General features: G+C 67.9%; 16 protein-coding genes. 7 read left to right on the top strand and 9 right to left on the bottom strand.

The genetic code is table 11. The features are described 5' to 3' along the window. Positions 1 to 198: 198 nt before the first annotated feature. From GA0070611_RS06685 to GA0070611_RS06675, 3 genes are all read right to left on the bottom strand, one after another. Positions 199 to 567, bottom strand: a complete 369-nt coding sequence (locus tag GA0070611_RS06685; protein ID WP_091659222.1) for a hypothetical protein — start codon at positions 565 to 567, stop codon at positions 199 to 201. 182 nt (positions 568 to 749) lie between these two features. Then, a complete protein-coding gene (locus tag GA0070611_RS06680; protein WP_091659218.1) occupies positions 750 to 1,433 on the bottom strand; it encodes a hypothetical protein in 684 nt (227 codons plus the stop codon). Positions 1,434 to 1,480: 47 nt separating this feature from the next. Further along, on the bottom strand, positions 1,481 to 4,282 hold the full coding sequence (locus tag GA0070611_RS06675; RefSeq protein WP_091659215.1) for a DEAD/DEAH box helicase: 2,802 nt from the start codon (positions 4,280 to 4,282) through the stop codon (positions 1,481 to 1,483). A 532-nt stretch (positions 4,283 to 4,814) separates the two neighbouring features. Between GA0070611_RS06675 and GA0070611_RS06670 the strand changes: the two genes are divergently transcribed. The 3 genes from GA0070611_RS06670 (at position 4,815) to GA0070611_RS06660 (ending at position 9,282) form a co-directional block, all read left to right on the top strand. Next, positions 4,815 to 6,968 carry an NACHT domain-containing protein gene (locus tag GA0070611_RS06670; RefSeq protein ID WP_157740232.1) on the top strand — a complete coding sequence of 718 codons (2,154 nt, stop codon included), beginning with the start codon at positions 4,815 to 4,817 and terminating at the stop codon, positions 6,966 to 6,968. Between the two features lie 37 nt (positions 6,969 to 7,005). Then, the gene (locus tag GA0070611_RS06665; protein WP_157740231.1) at positions 7,006 to 7,656 is read left to right on the top strand and encodes an HAD family hydrolase; all 651 of its coding nucleotides are present in this window, start codon (positions 7,006 to 7,008) and stop codon (positions 7,654 to 7,656) included. Positions 7,657 to 7,836: 180 nt separating this feature from the next. Further along, a complete protein-coding gene (locus GA0070611_RS06660; RefSeq protein ID WP_157740230.1) occupies positions 7,837 to 9,282 on the top strand; it encodes a B12-binding domain-containing radical SAM protein in 1,446 nt (481 codons plus the stop codon). A gap of 199 nt (positions 9,283 to 9,481) precedes the next feature. Here GA0070611_RS06660 and GA0070611_RS06655 read toward each other — a convergent pair whose 3' ends face one another. From GA0070611_RS06655 to GA0070611_RS06645, 3 genes are read right to left on the bottom strand one after another with little or no spacing between them, the layout of a single operon-like run. Further along, on the bottom strand, positions 9,482 to 10,453 hold the full coding sequence (locus GA0070611_RS06655; RefSeq protein ID WP_157740229.1) for a hypothetical protein: 972 nt from the start codon (positions 10,451 to 10,453) through the stop codon (positions 9,482 to 9,484). A 35-nt stretch (positions 10,454 to 10,488) separates the two neighbouring features. After that, complete coding sequence (locus GA0070611_RS06650) at positions 10,489 to 10,743, bottom strand: hypothetical protein (RefSeq protein ID WP_091659195.1); 255 nt, start codon at positions 10,741 to 10,743, stop codon at positions 10,489 to 10,491. Position 10,744: 1 nt separating this feature from the next. After that, positions 10,745 to 11,224 (bottom strand): DUF6308 family protein, encoded by a 480-nt coding sequence (locus tag GA0070611_RS06645; RefSeq protein ID WP_269456368.1) that lies wholly within the window; start codon positions 11,222 to 11,224, stop codon positions 10,745 to 10,747. 17 nt (positions 11,225 to 11,241) lie between these two features. Here GA0070611_RS06645 and GA0070611_RS06640 point away from each other — a divergent pair, with 17 nt between their 5' ends. From GA0070611_RS06640 to GA0070611_RS06625, 4 genes are all read left to right on the top strand, one after another. Then, entirely contained in the window at positions 11,242 to 11,817 is a 576-nt protein-coding gene (locus tag GA0070611_RS06640; protein ID WP_091659188.1) for a DUF5753 domain-containing protein, read from the top strand. Positions 11,818 to 11,903: 86 nt separating this feature from the next. Continuing rightward, complete coding sequence (locus GA0070611_RS06635) at positions 11,904 to 12,104, top strand: DUF397 domain-containing protein (protein WP_091659185.1); 201 nt, start codon at positions 11,904 to 11,906, stop codon at positions 12,102 to 12,104. Positions 12,105 to 12,203: 99 nt separating this feature from the next. Beyond that, positions 12,204 to 12,566, top strand: coding sequence for a hypothetical protein (locus GA0070611_RS06630; RefSeq protein WP_157740228.1), 363 nt, complete (start codon positions 12,204 to 12,206; stop codon positions 12,564 to 12,566). A gap of 58 nt (positions 12,567 to 12,624) precedes the next feature. Beyond that, a complete protein-coding gene (locus tag GA0070611_RS06625; protein ID WP_091659181.1) occupies positions 12,625 to 13,863 on the top strand; it encodes a hypothetical protein in 1,239 nt (412 codons plus the stop codon). Positions 13,864 to 13,898: 35 nt separating this feature from the next. Here GA0070611_RS06625 and GA0070611_RS06620 read toward each other — a convergent pair whose 3' ends face one another. The 3 genes from GA0070611_RS06620 to GA0070611_RS06610 are packed head-to-tail and all read right to left on the bottom strand — an operon-like array spanning position 13,899 to position 17,365. After that, positions 13,899 to 14,591: a DUF6308 family protein gene (locus tag GA0070611_RS06620; RefSeq protein WP_091659177.1), complete on the bottom strand. Its 693-nt coding sequence runs from the start codon at positions 14,589 to 14,591 to the stop codon at positions 13,899 to 13,901. Next, positions 14,588 to 15,739 carry a restriction system modified-DNA reader domain-containing protein gene (locus GA0070611_RS06615; RefSeq protein ID WP_091659172.1) on the bottom strand — a complete coding sequence of 384 codons (1,152 nt, stop codon included), beginning with the start codon at positions 15,737 to 15,739 and terminating at the stop codon, positions 14,588 to 14,590. The genes GA0070611_RS06620 and GA0070611_RS06615 overlap by 4 nt, the downstream gene beginning before the upstream one ends. Before the next feature lie 27 nt (positions 15,740 to 15,766). Beyond that, positions 15,767 to 17,365, bottom strand: a complete 1,599-nt coding sequence (locus tag GA0070611_RS06610; protein WP_091659168.1) for a serine/threonine-protein kinase — start codon at positions 17,363 to 17,365, stop codon at positions 15,767 to 15,769. Positions 17,366 to 17,393 lie beyond the last annotated feature (28 nt).

The following is a 17,393-nucleotide window of genomic DNA, read 5'->3' as shown; positions in this document are numbered from 1 at the left end:
AGTCGCAGTCAATGGCGGTCAACGGCCGTTGTCCCGGCCTGAGTTGGAGTCTGGCCGGCGTGGTGGGTCCCCCGGCCGCGTCCGACGCCAACTGTCGCCCGAATATCTACTAACCAGGGGAAATGCCGCGCTGTGGTGCGCATCAGCGCCGGAGCTGGTGCAGCGCCGCTCCATAGGCGGAGGGCGCCGGGCCGGCAGTTATGCCAGGTGATGGGCCCGCTCGCGCCACCGCGCGATGGTCCGCTTGTACGGCTGCGGCATGTGCAGCCGCGGCACCTCGTCGTACGTAAACACCTCGAGTTCCTTGTGTTCGGCGGAGTAGACCAGTTCCTCGTCGCCCAACCGACGCAGGTAGTCGCGGGCGGTGCGCGGCTCCAACTCCACCGCCTGCGCTACGGCGGCGCGCGCAGCTTCGAACTCGCCGCGCAGCGCCAGAACCCTGCCTTTCGTCTCGTAGTAGTGGCCGACGCGCCCTTGGGTCAAAGTGATCGCACGGTCGACGTACCGCTCGATCTGGTCGAGCTCTGCGGCTGGCGCGGCGTCCTCCAGCCGTTCGAGGTACTCCACGCAGAAGGCGGCGAGCTGGTCGAGGACCGCCGGCGCATCCGGCGTGACTTCGACCCGCTCGGTGCGAATGGTCGACCGAGCTGGGCAGGCGGCGATGGGTCTCGTCGGGCGCGGTGAGGTTCCGCCTCTGAGGTCCGAGTACGGGTGCCGGTATGCAACGACGTGCGCTGTGGTGGTGTCAGTCAGCGGTATTGGCGCTGCTGCGCGGCGACGATTTCGCTTCTCAGCTCGGCTGGCAGTTCCACGACCTCGACGCGGATGTCGAAGGTACGCAGGGCGGTGGCTGCCCACGACCGCGCGGTGGTGAAGTGTCGGGCGGCCTCGTTGTCGGACAGGCACAACACCATTCGTGGCGGGACTGGCAGCGTCGAGGCGACGAACAGTAGGCGCATCGCGTCAGCGAGGACTTTGTGCTTCTGCGCAGACTTGGGTGGTCCCTGGTGCGCCCACGCTTCGACAAGGAGGGTGAGGTCCTCGTCGACGCCGTCGACTTCGACCCTGACGCCGTCGGGTAGGGCGAACCTGCGTGGCCTCAGCGTTTTCCCCAGCCGCTCGCTGAGCTGGGAAAGCATGACACCTTCGGCGCGCCGTTGGGTCGCGCTGTCCCCAGCTGCGGGCTCGGGCAGGAGTGCGTGCTCGATGACTGTGCCAGCGGGGAGGCTGCCGCCGACGAGCTCGTTGACGATCTTGCCGCTGGGACCGATGTAGCGGCGGACCTGACGGCTCTGCTCAAGTCGACGGCAGACCTGGTTGATCGTCTGCCGGGGTTGTATCTCCAGGCGCCGCGCGAGTTCGTCGTCATCGAGCGGGAGCGTGGTGTGCAGCAGTTCCTGGATGATGCGCTCCGCGATGGTGAGGTCAGGCATGTCGGGTCAGGTGCTCCTTGCGCTGATGGTTGGCTGTCGCACTGGTCTCAGCGTCGCCCCCAGCTACCCTGCCGCTCGCCGCCGGCCCGATCGCGGCTCTGTCGGCTTTTCGAGCTGTCGCAGAGCAGGCACCCCCAGCCGACGGTCGGCAGTCCGCGGCGGCCGACCTCGAACCGGATGAGGCTGCGGGAGCAGCGGCCGCACTCATCTCCAAGTTGCCGGCTGCCCGGCGCTACGCCGGGCCGTCGCCGCTGCGCCCGACGTACCGCATCGGCGAAGGCCGGGTGCGGGGTGCGTAGCACCACGCCGGGATCCGGGCCGAGCAGGGAGCCGGTTGACGTCCACACCACATCGTCGATCACGGCGCTCGATTCGAGGATTGGCAGGCACGGGCGCATGTTGATCCCGGCGCGTTTGGCCTGCGTCGCCTCCGGCGACAGGTAGCCGTCCGGGTCGGGCTCGCACCAGATCGTCACAGGCTCCGTCTGGAGGTCCTGCTCGGCGATCAGTTTCAGCGATGGGATCAGGGCTGGCAGCTCGACCAGCGGTGCCCGGGGCAGCCACATCTCGACGCTGCGGGCGCCGATCAGGTCTTTCGCGAGTAGCTCGGTGACGCTCCCGCTCACCCGCCGGGTGACCGACGAGTGGTGGAGCGTCGACTCCCAGTCGATAATGTGGCTTCTCTCCAGCATTTTTGTGAAGAACTGCCGCACGGCGTCCCGGGTGGTCCGGCTGTGGTGCAGTTGGTTCAGTGCGGCGACGACCAGGAGGTGGTCGCGGGCGCGGCTGGCGGCGACGTTGAGCAGCCGGGCGCCGTCGCCGCCGTTGTCGCCGTCAGTGAACCATCGGTGCAGGGGGCGTACCCCGATGCCGCTGTCGACGGTGTCGTAGATGATGACGTCTCGCTCCGAGCCTTGGAACCGGTGCACGGTCGAGGCGGCCCATTCTTCGAGCTTCGCCTCGGGCAGTAGCGATTCCAGCAGGCGTGCCTGGGCGGCGAACGGCGAGATGACTCCAAGGCTGGACAGTTTGACCGTCGGGTCGGTGAGGAGTCCGGCGGCGAGTTGGGCGTGCATCAGGTTGTAGCGGGAGGACATGCCCTGTTTCCGGGCGGTGCGGGCGTGCAGGGTGGAGGTGTCGAGTAGCACTAGCTCTCCGCGCGCCCAGGCCGCCTTGCTGCTGCGGGGTCTGGTGGCGACATGTGGGGCGGTGAGCAGGGGGCTTTCTGGATAGAACGCCTCGCTGACGATGTGGTTGATGTCGTGCCGCATTCGGTATTGCTGTGTCAGGGCGGCGAGTCGGTGGGGTGGGTTGTTCCGGGTGACCGCGTGGTTGACGCCGGCGGTTTCGAACGGGCTGCGCCGTAGCCAGTCCTGCGTGTCGGGCGTGTCGGCGATGACGACGGGCGGCAGCTGGCGGAAGTCACCGGTGACGATGGTGTGACCGGTGCCAGCGCCGGCCACTAACAGGGCCAGCGCGGTGGTGGTCATGCTCGCTTCGTCGAGGATCACCACGTCAAAGCTGAGCTCTTTGAGTGTCTTCAACACGACTTGGTGGGAGGTGGCCGCGACTACCTGCGCCTCACGACAGACCTGCCGTCGTACGAAGTGAAGGGAGGAGTCCAGTTCCCGGACCATGGCAGTCGCGTCGGCCAGGTCGCGCTCCAGCTTGAGGCGAATTGCTTGTTCGTCAGCGGTGAGGCTGGCGTGTCGCTTCTCGAGCGGCTTGAGTCGGTCCCGCAGGGTGCGGATCCGCTCACCCTGCCGGACCCGCGCCTTGGCAAGCAGCTCACCCCGCTTGGCGGCGATCTCATCGATCAGGACGTGGCCGTCGGGTCGCGCGATGAGGGAGGCGTCGGAGGGTTGACCGAGCCGGACCAGCGCGCCACTGGCGAGGCCGGGGAGCCGTTTGAGGGTGCTCTGGATGGCAACGTCGATGGCGGCGTTGGTGGGGGCGGTGAGCAGCACCCGCAGGCCGCGTCGGCAGAGTTCCGCGACGAGGGCGGCTACGGTGGTGGTCTTGCCGGTTCCAGGAGGTCCCCATAGCCACGTGACTCCTGGGGTGAGCGCCAGTTGGACGGCATACCGCTGGCCGTGGTTCAGGCCGTCGAGCGCCTCCGGCGGCAGGTCCTCTAACGTGGTGGCGCGGCCGGTCGTGGTGAGCAGGGCTGCCGCGGCTTCCGCATTGAAGCCTGGTCCACCGTTGACGAGCTCGCGGAGGCGTTTGCTTTGCGAGGAGAGCAGCCAGGTCAGGTCACAGCGCAGCGCGGCCTTGGTTGGCGTTTTCGCTTCCGGCGGCAGCGACAGCGTGACCACGTTACCGAATACGGAGACGACCTCGACGTCGACGGGCGTCCCCTCGGCGACGAGCATCGCCTGCGCGCCCTCGGACACCCCGAGGTCACCTTCGGCTTCGAACCGCATCAGCTTGCGAGACGTGGTTTCGGCGACCACGAATCCGCCGCTGACGGGCACGTCCTGCAACGTGCGCCTGTCCGTGACGGCGCGCAGTTCCTCATTCAGCGCCCGGGCGGCCTGTCCGGCGACCTGCGGCCATTGGGCCGGCACCGGTCCGATGGGCGGCGATGGTTCGTCCATCGAGATGCCGATGGACGACGCGAGACGGCGTACCTGCGTGGCCGCCCGCCGGTCCGCGGGCGGCTGCGGCGACTGCCGAGGCTGAGCTGACGCCGGGGTTGTTTCGGCTACCGGGGTGGCCCAGCCTCGCGGGATCCAGCTGTCGCCCTTCAGGTCCGCTAATCCGTGTGTGGCGCAGGCCAGGTAGAGATCGCTGCTGTCGGTGCGCAACCCGGCTTGCCGGAGGGTCGCGAGGAGTGCCGTCTGCGGCATTGGCCCCTGCGTCAGCGCTTGCTGTATGAGTTTGACGAGCTTGCGCTCTGCCCCTGGCCCCACGATGACCCCCGTCAATTGCGGGGCCGGCTACGGGTGCGGCTCCGCTGGTGTGGCAGTACCATTTTTCGCCATTCCGCCGCGCCGCTAGAGCGGCTGCGGGCTCGGTGCTGTGCCGATCAGGTTAGGCGCAGGTGACGCAGGGTGTGGCTGGCCCGAGCAGACAAGATCGATAACCGGAGCGCATGCGAACTTGTCTCTTTGCAATCATCGTCTAACCGTCCGGGCCATCGATGACGATGCGGTGATCTGCTAATCGGCCTGAGGGCACCGTAGTCGTTGCGGGCAGCTCCGGCCGGCCGCAGTTTCGCCGCCTGCGCAGGTTCGTGCCACGCGACGGGGACGAATCGGCAATCCGACCGTGCCGGAAGATCCCTTGTGGAAGCCGCCACGCGGCGCGCGAGCGTCAGGAGCGATAGCCTGAAGTGAGCGTCCGGTCACCCGCAGCCAATTATCGCGTCGGGGAATGCCCATGAAGAGAACACCGCGAACGGTGCTGGTCATCGCGGTCACCGGCGTCTTGTCTGTCGCGACCGTGCTGACGGGCCTAATCACCAATGAGGCATCGGCCCAGCAGCGGTGGCCCGGCTGGCTGGAGGCGATCCGTGCCCACGCCTGGCAGTCGCTCGGCGCCTTGGCGCTGCTGCTGGTCGGGTTGACCGTCGCTCTGGTGGTGTTGCCGGAGGGCGTACGGAGGACCCCGGGCGGCCCGGACGATCCGCTGGACGGCGATGTGACGCCACCGGTGGCGGCGGCGGGAGGGCCGGTGGGCGACCCGACCGTTCTGCCTGAGGAGCATCGGGAGGCGCGGGAGGCGCGGCTGACCCGTCTGTCTGCGGAGATGGTCAGCCGGCTGGGTCGGCGGCGCACCGCGTATCCCCTCGATCTGAGCCTGGCCGAGTTGCATCGGATGGATTTGTTCGTGCCGGGCCGGCTGGTCCGCTATCACGAGCGGACGCCGGAGACGGGCGAGCCGGCGGTGGCGGCGCTGGTGGCTCGCCTGCGTGCCGGTGAGTCGGTGCTCCTGCTGGGTGAGCCGGGTTCCGGGAAGAGCCTGTCGCTCTACGGTGTCGGGCTGGCGTTGCAGCGGGCCGGATTGCGGCCGATTCCGTTACGTGCGCTGGACGCCGTGGAGGTTGTCGGTGAGCTGCGCAGCGCGGGGCTCACCCCGGTGGGGGCGGCGGATGCGGTGCTGCTGGTGGACGGCCTGGACGAGGCGAGCGAGTTGGCCGACGGCGGGCCGCTCGCCGCGGCGCTGCTGGATCTGCTCGCACATGCACCGGCCCTGGTCACATCCCGCACGAGGGAGTACGAGGAGTGGATCGCCTTCGAGACGACCGGCATCAGCTTCGATGAGGTGTTCGTGCTGCGGGGTTGGTCGGTGGAGATCGAGTTCGCCGACTACCTGGGCAGGCTCCAACGGCACGGACTGATCGCCGATCCGGATCTGTATCGGACGGTGGTCGCGTCGCAGCGGTTGACCCGACTCGTGCAGCGCCCGCTCTACGCCCGGATGCTCACCTTCATCGGCCCGGACGCGGCGACGCGCATCAGTAGCGCGAGCAACCTTTACGGCGAGTACCTGAACCGGCTGGGGCACACGACAGACTTCGCCGTGCACGGCAGTCACCCTGGGTGGGGCGGCCAGGCGCTGGCGATCTGGCAGGCGGCGGCCTGGCTCGTGCACACCCGGGATCTGCCGGCGGACGCGATTCCGATGGCCGAGCTGTTCTCCGCGCTCGCTACCGGCAGCGCACGCGGCGCGCAGATCCGGGCGCTTGATCAGGTGATCGACCGGCGCACGCTGCACGGCACTCAGGTCGGCGAGTTCTTGCACTATTCGTTCTACGAGTACCTGCTGGCGCGGCACATCGCGGACCGACTGCTGTCCGGCCTCTCGCCTGAGGAGGCGGTCGGGTTGTTGCGGCGGGACCTGACCAGGGAGGTCAGGCACCATCTGATCGGCCAGTTGCAGGAGTTGGCCGATCGCGGTCTCGGCGAGCGGCTGTGCGGGTTGTACCGGCAGTTGCGCGACGAGCCGGGCCTGGATGCGGCCGACCGGCTCACGGTGTGCAACCTGTTGGTCTATCTGATTTCGCGGACCAGTCCGGCGGCGCCGGAGCAGTTGGACGCGCTGCTGCACCGCGAGCGCGACGAGTTCCTGCTGAGCGCGATCTTGTGGGCGTTGTGTCACCACCGGTCGGATGTGGCGTTGGCGCGCTTCTTTTCGCTGCTGCAGTACGACCCGGAGTTTCGGGCCTGCAGCCGCGGCTACGTTCTCTACTACTACGGCGACGTGAGGGCGGGCCGGCCGCCGTTTCTGGACCGGCCGCCGTACGTGCCGCACGAGCGCACCACGAGCCGAGTGTTGGCGATGTTCGAGAGCCAGACCTTCCAGGCAATCCCCGCACAACGCCGCTACGTCGACCTGTACACCTTCATGGACATCTATCTTGTGCGCTGTGAGACCATCGGTGGCCGTTCCCTGTCCACGCTTCGGGCGGCCGTCGATGCGCTGTCCGGGCAGGGGATGACGCAGGCAATGGAAGACAAGCTGTCCGAGATGCTGCAGACGATCTCCCGTCGGCCCATAGCGGACGCAAATCCGACGTCGTTTGCCGAGTGAGTAGATGACACTACGCGACCATGGGAAGGGCCAGCTCGTGAAACTCTTTGTCTGGGACCTGCACGGGGTACTCGAGCAGGGCAACGACCGAGCCGTGGTGGACATCTCCAACGAGGTCCTGTCGACCTTCGGATACGAGTCTCGGTTCACCTACGAGGATGGTCGGCTGCTCTACGGCAAGAAGTGGTACGAGTATTTCGCGTTCCTCCTGCCGGAGGAGGCGCACCAGCGTCACCTGGAGCTGCAGGACGCGTGCTTCATCCTGTCGGAGGAGCGGCCTGAGCTGCAGTATCGGTGGATGACACCGACGCCGCACGTGAGGACTGTGTTGGACGCGATCGCCGCCCGCCATCAGCAGATCGTCATCTCCAACACCCGCCCCGGCACGCTCGACATGTTCCTCAAACTGCTGGACCTGACTGACTACTTCGTGCCGGGGCGTGCGTTCGCAGTCGACCAGCACGTCCTGGATGTGAAGACCACCAAGTTGGACGTCCTCGCCGGCTATCTGGCCGGGCAGTCGCGCTTCGAGGAGGTGGTGATCGTGGGAGATTCGGCCAGTGACATGCGACTGGCGGAGGTGGCCGGTGGGGTCACCTTCCTCTTCGCCCACCCCGGTTTTGCATTACGCAATTGCCCTGCGGACTTCAAAATCCGGGACCTCCGTCAGGTTCTGCATCGCGTGTAGACCACGCCACATCACGGAACTTACACTCAGAGCAATCAATGCCTAGCTCAGTGTGAGGTCGCGATGGCATCATCCGAATTCCGCCACGCGCCGCAATCGCCATGCGATGCGCTGATCGTCGTACCCCCACCGTCGCCCTCAGACACTAATCCGCCGCTGGGGCCAGCGATCCTCGCCACCGTGGCGGCGCGCAGCGGGTTCCAGGTCGAGGTGCTGGACCTGAACATCCTCCTACTCAGGCGCTTCGGCAACCGAGCGGTCCGCCCCAGCCACACCCTCGGCGACCACGGCAAGGACCGTTCGGGCGTCGCCGCCGCCGCTCAATGGCTTTTCGACCACACGGGGCTGCGCGACACTGCCCCACTGCACCTGCCCGACACCGCCGACCCGGTGGCCGGGATGCACTATCCACTGGCCGCCATCAGCGATGCCATCACTGCGGCCGCCGGCGACCCCATACCCTGGCGGGCCTGGCTCGAAGAACACTTGCGCGCCACCTGCGACCGGCCCCCGGCCATCGTCGGTGTGTCCCTCATGGGGCCCTCGCAAGTCTTCGTCGGGCTGCTCGTGCTGCGCGTAGCGAAGGAGATCTGGCCCGCAACGACCACCGTGCTCGGAGGCAGTCACGTCACCTTGCTGCGAGAATCCCTCGAACGTGACCCCGCGCTGCGGGACGGCGTCGACCTGGTGCTCACCGGTCACTGCGAGGACGAGTTCGTCACCGTGTTGGCGCGCCTCAGCGCACGCCCCATCCGGCGGCCACTGGCACCGGCGCAGCCACCCACCCGCGCCCCGTTCGAGTACCTCCCCACCTTCGGTGAGCGGCAGCTCGCGCACTACGACCGGCAGCAGATCACCCTGCCGGTGCAGTTCACCCGCGGATGCTCCTACGGCCGGTGCACCTTCTGCACCTACCCGGTGGTCGAACCGCAGCCCACCGCGCTGCACGTCGAGGCCGCAAGCCACACGATCGGTGCCCTCGTGCGCACGTACGGGATCCGCCGGTTCTCCCTGAAGGACTCCCTGTTCACCGCCCCAATGCTGAACGCCCTCGCACATACGCTGCGGCAGGACCTGGCAACCGAGGTCCGCTGGAGCGCCACCACGAAGGCCAGCCGCGCACTCATTCCGCTCGCACCGCTACTGGCAGCCTCAGGGCTCGCCACGCTGGAGATCGGGGTCGAGACGATCAACCCGACCGGTCAACGCCTCTTCGACAAACGAGCCGACCCCACCATGCTGCAGGAACTGATCCTCGCCCTGGCAGAGGCGGGCATCACGGTGGTCACCAACCTGATCTTCGGTTTCCCCGGCGAACGGGAAGAGGAAGCTCAGGCACAACTGCAGTGGTTCCTGCGCCTACAGGCAGCAGCGCCACCCGGCCGGGTGGACTGCTCGCTGAACATGCTGGAGATGGTTCGCGGCGCACCGATGGTCGCCCACCCGCCGGCGGGAGTCGAACTGCACGGCGTGGCCCCCTGGGCGTTCAGCTACGCCTGGAACACGCCCGCCTGGCGACGTCACTTCAGCGCCCGCCTGCAGCGGGTGGAACGGGCGCGCGGCGACGCGCTCACGGCGGCTTCCGGACCACCCAGCCGCGGTGGTGCGCCTGCTGGAGGATCTTGACGATGAGTCGTCGGGACTGGTCGCCGTCGAAACGTCAGCGAACCCGAGCCGATCCCCGACGAACGTGTACGCGGCGACGTACGCCGCACGGTCGAGATTCCGCGCAGCCGTCAACGACTCGTGGTAGACCACCGGCGGGTCGGGTTCGGTACGGCTGCCGAGTGGAGATTCCCACCCCACCGGGCCGGAGACAGCTCGTTCACCGCCTTCGTATCGGCACCGTATCGGTGTGCTGCGCCGTCGGCGCGAAGCGGTCGGTCACGTCGCGGCCGCTCGTCAGCACGTCGGTCAGTCTGATCGGCGCACCCGTACGCACCACCTCGGTGCCCGCTCCGAACGACGCCGGCATCCGCCAGGTACGCCACTTGCGCAGCGGAACCGCGGCCTGCCTCTTCTGCCGTTTCAGGATCGCCTCGGCGGCTATGACGTCGGCGTGGCGGCCTTCGACGACCTCCACCAGTTCCGCGCCCGCCAGCAGGTGCTGCCGCACCCGGCGCTCGCCGCCGACGCCGAACTTCAGCAGCCCGCGATGCCGCACCAGGTAGAGCAGGTGAAGGGTGTCCCTCAGTGCGGCAAACGACCGGTCGCCCGGCTCTGACGGGCACTGCGGGCAGGCTCGGCCGCGGAGCGGCTGCCACGTACCGCACCGGTCGTGGACGCCCCAGGTGCCATGAGACGAAGGACCAGTCCATTCACCACACCACGGCAGGCCGTGCACGTCACCGGTGACGTCGTTCCACCCGTCACGACGACGCCGGTCAAGCTCCGTGCCGAGGGCGACCGCAGCCTGGAACTCTTGGGCGGCACGGGCGGTAATGGCGTCCGCCGTCGTGAAGCCGGCGAACCGACGGATCTGGTCCGCGAGTGCGGGATCGTCTGGGAGGTCGGTCAGTAGTCGCTGCCCGGCCGCGAGGGCGTGGCCGGTTGAGCGCTCGTCGAGGCAGACGTGGCACCGGGTCCGCCATCCGAGACGACAGATACGGTCAGTGCCGCACGTTCGGCACCTGTAGAGAGCCGCGCCGCTGTCCTCGGGCAACACGTCAAGCCGCTCCATCTGATCTGCCACCAGGGCGGCGCACGGGTGGCAGTGGGCATACCAGGCGATGTCCGGGCCTCGGCCGCGCGAGCCGGCCCGGCCGTGCACGGCATCGCCGCAGTTGATGCAGACCACCGAGGTCGGGTGGCTCGCCTTCTCCCGGCGGCCCCTCATTCGGTGGGGTCAGCGTTGTTCCGGGCAGATGTGGCCGCGATCGCCTGCGGGGTGCCGCGTCGGCCACCGGCCGACCACGACACCGTGCTGTAGTCGTCCCACCGCTTGTCCAGCTCGGCTACATCGGCTTCGGCATCGGGAGTGACGGTGAAGTCGCAGCCGGTCGCGTTCATCTGAGCCCAGACGGCGTTCACGATGTCTGCGTAATGGTCGGCGTCGCGGGGGTCGACGTGAATCGTGATCTTCCGCATCTCAGCGCTCCAACGGGTTGGGCTGCTGCAGGCCGCTGCCGCCGCTGGCGAGGTGGGCGGGTCGGTGCCGCATCCAGAAGACGACGTCGAGCACCCGCAGCCGGCTGACCATCTCCGGCAGGTAGGCCTCCTGGTGCAGTGTGTCGAGCCGCCTCGCCAGCACGCCGCCGTCTTCAAGGAGCTTGCCGTGCAGCCATTCCCAGAAGCCGTCCGCGCTGCCATAGGCGCAGGACACGACGCGGTCGTACACCGGGACCAGCTTCGGGCGCTTGCGGGCGAGCAGTTTGCCTGCGATGACCCAGTCGATACCGGTCGCGCCCCGAAGCAGCTGCCAGGCGGTATCCGCGGCGCCGCCGTCAGCGATGTACGCATGCGCGTCGTCCTCGCCCAGCTCCACGTCGATCGGGATCTTGACCAGTTCCGCCGACACGGCCCGGCCGAGCTCGCCCCGCAGCAGGTCGAGCCGCCGCCCCGCAGGGATGCTCGGTCACCGACGCGATGAAGGGGCTGGCCACGGAGACGAAGTCGAAGGGCTGGTGGCACGCGTACGGCGACGCGGTGCCGAGCTGGTTCGAGCTCTACGTCGGCCTGGAATCCGCCGCAGCCAAGCTCCGCCAGTACCAGGAGACGGTCATCCCGGGACTACTGCAAGCTCAGGAGTACATCCGGGCGCTGGCGCGCATTGATCAGCCCGCCGCCACGGACGAAGACCGCGAACATGCCGTCCAGGTACGCCTGCAACGGCAGAATTTGCTGGACCGCCGGTTGCCCGAGCCGCCTCGGTTGGACGCAGTCATTTCGGAGGCGGTGTTGCGACGCCGGGTCGGTAGTCAGAGCGTCATGATTGGGCAACTCACCGGGCTCCTCTCGGCCTCGGAGCGGACCAACGTGTCGGTGCGGGTTGTGCCCCTGGCCGCCGGGCCCCACCTCGGTGCCGTCGCGGGGTCCTTCGTCATTCTGGACTTCCCGGCCACGAAGGGCGGCCGAACCGCACCGGAGCCGTCGGTCGTCTACAGCGAATCACTCACGGGGGCGTTGTACCTCGACAAGCCCGCCGAGCTACGGGGCTTATGAGGAGGCGTTTGCGAGCGTCGCCCAGCTGGCACAGAGTGAGGCAGAATCGAGGGACACGATCAAGGGGATCATCGGGGAGCTGCGCCATGACTGACCTGACCGGCGCCATTTGGCGAAAGAGCACCCGCAGTGGCGGCAACGGCGGCGAGTGCGTCGAGGTTGCCATCAACCTCGCCGGCGTCGTGGCCGTACGCGACTCCAAGGACCCAGCCGGCCCCGTTCTGACGTTCGATCCCGCTGGGTGGCGAGCGTTCGTTCTGAGTAGACACCGCCGCCCCGGAGCCTGACGGCCAGGACAGGACACAGCGAACGGGTCGCCCGTCCAGTCCGATCAACGGGACCGAACGGTGGGTGACGCATACCCTGCAGCACCCGAGACTGATGCGGTGACCTACCCCAATCGTCCGCAACAGTGGTCGGCATATCCGGTACCGCCCGTGGTGATCGTGCCGCAGAAGTCGGCCGGCGCTGCGGTCGCCTTGGAGATACTCCTCGGCCTGCTGGGAATCTTCGGAGTGGGCAACCTGTACGCCGGTCGGACCGGTACGGGTGTGGCGCTGTTGCTGTCCTTCTGGGGACTGTTCTGGGTCAACTTCTTCCTGATCTTTGCCTTCATCGGCCTGGTGACGATGCCGCTGACGTGGATCGCGTACCTCGTCATGGGTGCCCTGCTCGCTGCCCGAGCCGTCGAGCGACACAACACCATCGCGGTCGCTGGTGCTCAGGGAGCGATCGGTCCTGCCTTCTAGCCGAGGTACCACACCGGACTTTGCGCGGTTGGTCCCGCACGTAGGTAAGGAGCCGACGATGGGCAACGAGATTCAGCTGATCAGTGACGGCGACGGGCTGGCGGTCGTCGGCGATCCGGCGGCGGTCGACCGCTTCCTCGTCTCCGAGGGTCTGCCGTCGAAGGACCTGGGACTGCACCGGCTCGGACCTGTCCTCGGTGCCGGTGCCGCAGCCGCACAGGCGGGCTCCGAGATTGCCGCCAACTCGGGTCGCTGGGTGCAGTTGACCAAGGAGTCCGCGCAGCTCGTCAACAAACACGGGCTCATGCCGACCAAGACCCCGGGCGTCAGCCATGCGATGGTGGGGCAGCCGGGCTCGATCAAGTCATGGCTCCAGTTCTCGAAGGGGCCGGGATCGTTGGTAGGCAACCCGGCGGTGCTGGCCGGCGCTGCGGGGATCATGGCGCAGCTGGCAATGCAGCAGAGCATGAAGGAGATCACCGACTATCTCGCCACGATTGACGAGAAGGTCGACGATGTGCTGCGCGCCCAGAAAGACGCCGTGTTCGCCCGCATGATCGGCGTCGGCTTCGTCATCGAGGAGGCCATGACGATCCGAGAGCAGCGGGGCCGGGTCGACGAAGTCACCTGGTCGAAGGTGCAGGGCGGGCCGGCGACGATCGCAGAAACCCAGGCGTACGCGTTGCGTCAGCTCGACGCACTCGCGGGGAAGCTGGAGAGCAAGACCTCGATCGGTGATCTCGCCAAGGCGGCCCGGGAGGCAGAGTCGAAGGGACAGGAATGGCTCACTGTCCTGGCTCGCTGCTTCCAGCTGCAGGACGCGATCGCGGTGCTCGAACTCGACCGGGTGCTGGACGCGTCCCCGGGCGAGCTGGACGGGCATCGACTCGGGCTGAAGGTTGCCCGACGGAACCGGCTGGAACTCATCTCACGGTGCACCGAACGCCTGATGGCCCGCATGGGCGCGGCAGCGGGCACGGCCAACAGCAAGGTGCTGCTGAATCCGATGGACTCCCCCGCCGTGGTGGAGTCGAGCAACCATGTCTCGATCGCCATCGTCGACTTCCACGGGCGGCTCGGGATCGAGGGCGCTCACCACTCGTCGGAGGCGAGACGATGGGCGGACGCGGCCATGGAGGTGACGGACAAGGCGCTGGAGACGGGAGCCGAAGGCGTCAATGCCGCCGCGCGCTTCGGCAACGAGACTCTCGACCGAGCCAAGTGGGCGACGGACAAGCTCTCCAGCCTGATCGCCGAGCGAACGTTCGGTCGGCGCGGGGACGACGAGGAAGACTGAGTGTGAACGGCCGGCTCGGGCCTGGCTCGCGGACGTCAGTGGCTTCGGTCGGTATTTGGCGGTCTCAGGCCACGGCAGCGGTATCCCTTGTGCTGACTGCGGTGTCGCATCCAGAAGACCACATCGAGGATGCGCAGCTGGGACACCTCCTCTGGCACTCTCGCCTTAATCTGGAGTTCGGTGAGCCGCTCGACGAGCACGCCCTTGTCCTCCCGAAGACGGCCGTGCAGCCAGCGCCAGAACTTCTTGCGGGTCCCGAACGCGCAGGAGACGATCTCGTCGTAGACGGGTACGAGCATGGGGCGCTTCCGCGCCAGCAGTTTTCCGGCGATCACCCAGCCGATACCGTCGGCTCTCTTGAGGAGGCGCCACGCTCGGTCCGCGTGGCTCTTCTCGTCGACATGGGCAAGGGCACCTTCGTCGCCCAGTCCCACGTCGGTCGGGATCACCGCCAGCTGGGCCGACACATCCCGGCCGAGCCGCCCCTGTAGCAGGTCGAGCGCGGTCTGCGGGGGCACCCGCACGCTGAGCAGCTCGATCGCGATGAGGTCCTCGGCGGTGATGACATTGCGCACCTCGGGTCGGTCCCCGCTGCCGCCAAGCCGCTCGAACTGGTTGCCCGTACGGGGCGTACCGCCGTCGAGCCCGAAGTACGCCTGTAGCTCAGGGACGGACCGCTGGTCGTTCAGGACCGCGAGGATCTCAGCAAGAGTCAGCGGGGTCCTCATACGCCGTCCCGGGTCGCGAAGCGCCGCCGGATTTCCTTGAGGGACACCAGGTCGCCGACTCGGGCGTCCTCGGCCGACCAGAAGTCGAGCCCGTCGGTCGCCTTACGAGCTGCTGTGATCGACGGTCCGTACACCTCGATCTTGACAGCCTCACCGGCTGCACTCGGGGAGGTGACCGTGCGATCGCCGTACCGGATGCTGCCGTCGGCCAGGAGTTCGGCGACGTACTGCTTGCCCAGATACTTCGCGTAGAGCTTGGCACCGGGACGCAGCCGGCCTGCCCTGATCAGGTCGATGACCTTGACTGCGCGCTCCGCGTCCGACACCTGTCGCTTGGGCGTCCGGCGGCTGGCAGGCCCGGCATCGCGCGGCGGCACGGCCGGTGAGGTCGTCACTTGATGATGCACTTCCGCTGGTGGCTCGACCGGTTGAACCATAGGCGCGGGACGGCTGCCACCGGGGTTGAGCGGTGCGGCAGACGACGGGAAATCGAAGGTGGCCCGCACCCTCATGAGACTGGACCGGACCTCGTCCCGACTGAGCCTGGACAGGCGACGGTCCAACATTGCCACCAGCTCCGCCGATGGCTCGCCGGTACCGAAGAGTTCGAGCAGTTCCCCGTGCACCTGCCGATCGACGAAGTGGCCCTTCCACAGCTCTTCGATTCGGTTGTCCCGCATGTTCTCTTTGCTGAGCAGCGACAACATCTCGACCGCCCCGTCGATGTCCTGCTCCAACCGGACGGCGCGGAACAGCTTGTGTTCGATGGGCACGGGCGCGTGGGCGTTGTAGATGCGCCACTCCGCGCCGTCCGTCAACGCCACCCACTCGACCCCGGCCACCGTCGCGTAGCTGATCGTCTGGTTCGCCCAACGCGGATCGTCAAGGTTCTCGCCGAGGCCCTTGGCCTCGATGAACAATCGTGGGGTTCGCAGCAGAAGCAGTGCGTAGTCGACCGGATTGTCGGTGCCACGTCTCCGGTACTCACGGTGCACCTCATCGAGGTCGAACAGGCGCCAGCCAAGGGCACCGATGACGGGCTCGATGAGTGCCGCCTTGGTGTTCTGCTCACCGATCCGCTGGTGTTGCCGGCGGAACTGCGTCACCCGCTCGGCGCACTGCTTGACCGCGTCTACCAGCTCGAACATGACCCTCGCCTCTCACGCCGTCCCATGTCAGCCGACCGTTGTTCCGGTCACGTCAGGCAGATCCCCCAGCCGATCGAGGTGTGTCAGCAGCGCCTCGATCTCGGCGGCCGACACCGACCGCGGACCGTGCAGCGCGTTGACGTCGCGCCACAGGTCGCTCAGCTCACGCCGGGCGCCGCCCACATCGCCCACACCGGCGGCGAGCATGGCAACCTGCTGCCGCAAGGGGAACAGTTCGGGTGAGTGCGGCGGCATCACCCGTTGTTCCTCGGCGAGGAGTGCCCGCAGTTCGCGCAGGGCATCGGTCGCCTCTCCCAACTCCGCCTGGCAGACCGCTGCCTGTTGACGGCACTGCCAGATCAGCTCCTGATCCGGTACTGGTCGGGCGGCCAGGTCTGGAACAAGTCGCTGGAACTCGGGTAGCGCCTGCCGGAACGCACCGGCGAGGACGTACAGGTTGGCCAGGTTGAGCCGCAGCTCCAGGATCCTCGGCTGCTTGGCCCCGTGCCCCCTTCGAAATGGGCGCACCGCCGATTCGAGCAGCTCGGCCGCCTGAGTGAACCGTTCTTCCTCGGCCAGCTCCCAGGCGCGCTCCTCGGCCTCGGCCAACTCGTCCAGCGATGGCGTCTCGACGACCTCAGGTGCGGTACGCGGACGGCCGATGTCGATCCGGGTCGGCACCGGCGGCGCCTGCGGCGGCAGCGGGCCGAACGGGTACCGGTGGGGCATGGTCGGGTCGATTCGCTGCCCGTCGGCGACGGTCATCGCCAGGTCGTTGGCCAGCTCCGGCTCGACCGTGCCGAACGGCGCGAGCAGCTCGTACACCTCGGCGGCCGAGCCGGGACGGTGCTGGGGGTCCTTGGCGAGCAGTCGGACGACGAGCTGCACCAGGAGGTCAGGCACCCCGGCGCGGTGTTCCCTGACAGACGGCACCGGATCGTTCAGGTGTCGGTGCAGCATCCCGAGTGGGTTGTCGGCCCGGTAGGGCGGGTTGCCGGTCAGCAGCTCGAACAGCACGCAGCCGAGCGCGTAGAGATCGGCACGCGGCCCGACGGCGCTGTTGAGCGCCTGCTCGGGTGCCATGTAGGTGGGCGTGCCGAGAGTGTGGCTGGTGGCGGTCAGCCGGGGTACGTCCGGGCCGAGCAGCGCCGCGACACCGAAGTCGAGCACCTTCACGGCGCCCGCCGGCGTCACCATCAGGTTCTGCGGTTTCAGGTCGCGGTGCACCAGGGAGGCGGCGTGCGCGACGGCGAGCACCGAGCAGATCTGCGCGCCGATCGCAGCGGCCCACGGCACCGCAATCCAGCCGCGTTCGGCGATCAGGTCGGAGAGGAGCATGCCCGGTACGAGCTGCATGACGATGTAGAGGTCGTCGCCGTGGTGACCAACGTCGTGGACGCTGGGCACGCCGGGATGGTCGAGCCGGGCGGTGACCCGGGCCTCGCGCATGAACCGCTCGATCGCCGTGTCCCGCTCGTGGTCGGCGATGGTGAGCTTGCGGAGGAACTTGATGGCGACAGGCCGGTCCAGCTTCTCGTCGAAGCCGGCCCACACCTCCCCCATGCCGCCATGGCCGAGGGGGTACGTCAGCTCGTACCGGTCGGCGACGCGCTCCTGCGCTTGCATCAAGCTCCTACCCTGCACAACCAGTCAT

Origin of the sequence: Micromonospora auratinigra (genome assembly GCF_900089595.1) — a bacterium.
In the GTDB taxonomy this organism is placed as follows: Bacteria; Actinomycetota; Actinomycetes; order Mycobacteriales; family Micromonosporaceae; genus Micromonospora; species Micromonospora auratinigra.
The sequence above is the reverse complement of the archived record's forward strand: the minus strand, read 5'-3'. Positions and strand labels throughout refer to the sequence as shown.

Excerpts from the sequence above, each read along its gene's own strand:
- GA0070611_RS06650 (WP_091659195.1), bottom strand. The coding sequence starts at position 10,743 with ATGCGGAAGATCACGATTCACGTCGACCCCCGCGACGCCGACCATTAC.
- GA0070611_RS06625 (WP_091659181.1), top strand. The coding sequence starts at position 12,625 with ATGGGCAACGAGATTCAGCTGATCAGTGACGGCGACGGGCTGGCGGTC.
- GA0070611_RS06620 (WP_091659177.1), bottom strand. The coding sequence starts at position 14,591 with ATGAGGACCCCGCTGACTCTTGCTGAGATCCTCGCGGTCCTGAACGAC.
- GA0070611_RS06610 (WP_091659168.1), bottom strand. The coding sequence starts at position 17,365 with ATGCAAGCGCAGGAGCGCGTCGCCGACCGGTACGAGCTGACGTACCCC.
- GA0070611_RS06670 (WP_157740232.1), top strand. The coding sequence starts at position 4,815 with ATGAAGAGAACACCGCGAACGGTGCTGGTCATCGCGGTCACCGGCGTC.
- GA0070611_RS06635 (WP_091659185.1), top strand. The coding sequence starts at position 11,904 with ATGACTGACCTGACCGGCGCCATTTGGCGAAAGAGCACCCGCAGTGGC.
- GA0070611_RS06640 (WP_091659188.1), top strand. The coding sequence starts at position 11,242 with ATGAAGGGGCTGGCCACGGAGACGAAGTCGAAGGGCTGGTGGCACGCG.
- GA0070611_RS06615 (WP_091659172.1), bottom strand. The coding sequence starts at position 15,739 with ATGTTCGAGCTGGTAGACGCGGTCAAGCAGTGCGCCGAGCGGGTGACG.
- GA0070611_RS06680 (WP_091659218.1), bottom strand. The coding sequence starts at position 1,433 with ATGCCTGACCTCACCATCGCGGAGCGCATCATCCAGGAACTGCTGCAC.
- GA0070611_RS06675 (WP_091659215.1), bottom strand. The coding sequence starts at position 4,282 with ATGCCGCAGACGGCACTCCTCGCGACCCTCCGGCAAGCCGGGTTGCGC.